Source organism: Cellulophaga sp. BC115SP, from assembly GCF_009905545.1.
In the GTDB taxonomy this organism is placed as follows: domain Bacteria; phylum Bacteroidota; class Bacteroidia; order Cytophagales; family Spirosomataceae; genus Flectobacillus; species Flectobacillus rivi.
The window spans coordinates 1-1,043 of the sequence record NZ_JAAALB010000155.1 but is presented as its reverse complement, the minus strand read 5'-3'; the positions used below and the strand labels follow the sequence as shown (position 1 = coordinate 1,043).

The following is a 1,043-nucleotide window of genomic DNA, read 5'->3' as shown; positions in this document are numbered from 1 at the left end:
ATTGCAGATAACACGAATCCACTAAGTGCTTGTAGCTTAAACTTGAGTCAAGTGACTTTAGTAGCGACGAGTACAGGAGATTGTGATGGCGATGGCGTAACGAATAAAGATGAGATTAATGGTATCGATGATGATCCATTGACAACATCAGACAATACAGATCCAAACGATGGTTGTAGTTACAACAAAGTGGATCAAGTATTTGCAAATACGAGTGTAGCATGGAAAGCCTTAGACTGTGATAAGGATGGTAATCCAAACGGAACAGATCCAAATCCAAAGGCAGCTACGGCACAGAATGATGTGTTAACAGCTAATTACGGATCAACAAGTACAGTAAATGTGCTATCGAATGATGACTTCTTACCAGTAGCGAGCAATGTGATTACTAAAACTGGAGGCACCGCGAGTGGAACAGTCGTTTTTGCATCATCGACAGGTATCATGAGTTACACACCATCAGCGAGTGAGCCGGGCAGTAGTGTAACAGTTGTTTACCAAGTATGTAATACAGCAGTGACTCCAAATGTATGTGCGAGTGCGACAGTAACGATAAGTGTACCATTAGCAGGCGACCAAGATGGTGATGGTGATCCAGACAACACGGATCCAGCTCCAAATAACTCATGTGTATGGGGAACGGGACAAGTATTAGCAAACACAAGTACAGCTTGGCGCAATGCAGACTGTGATGGTGATGGAGTAACGAACTACAAAGAAGTAACAGGTACAGACAACGATCCATTGACAACATCGGACAATACAGATCCAAACGATGGTTGTAGTTACAACAAAGTAGATCAAGTATTTGCGAATACGAGTGTAGCATGGAAAGCCTTAGATTGTGATAAGGATGGTAATCCAAACGGAACAGATCCAAATCCAAAGGCAGCTACGGCACAGAATGATGTGTTAACAGCTAGTTACGGATCAACAAGCACCGTAAATGTATTGAGCAATGATGATTTCTTACCAGTAGCGAGCAATGTGATTACTAGAACAGGTGGCACAGCAAGTGGAACGGCAGTCTTCGCTCCAGTAAC

Annotated in this window: 1 pseudogene; it reads left to right on the top strand. The window is 43.0% G+C overall.

What is annotated here, in order from left to right:
* Positions 1-51: 51 nt before the first annotated feature.
* Positions 52-1,043: pseudogene (locus GVN22_RS27355) on the top strand (hypothetical protein); the annotation flags it as partial.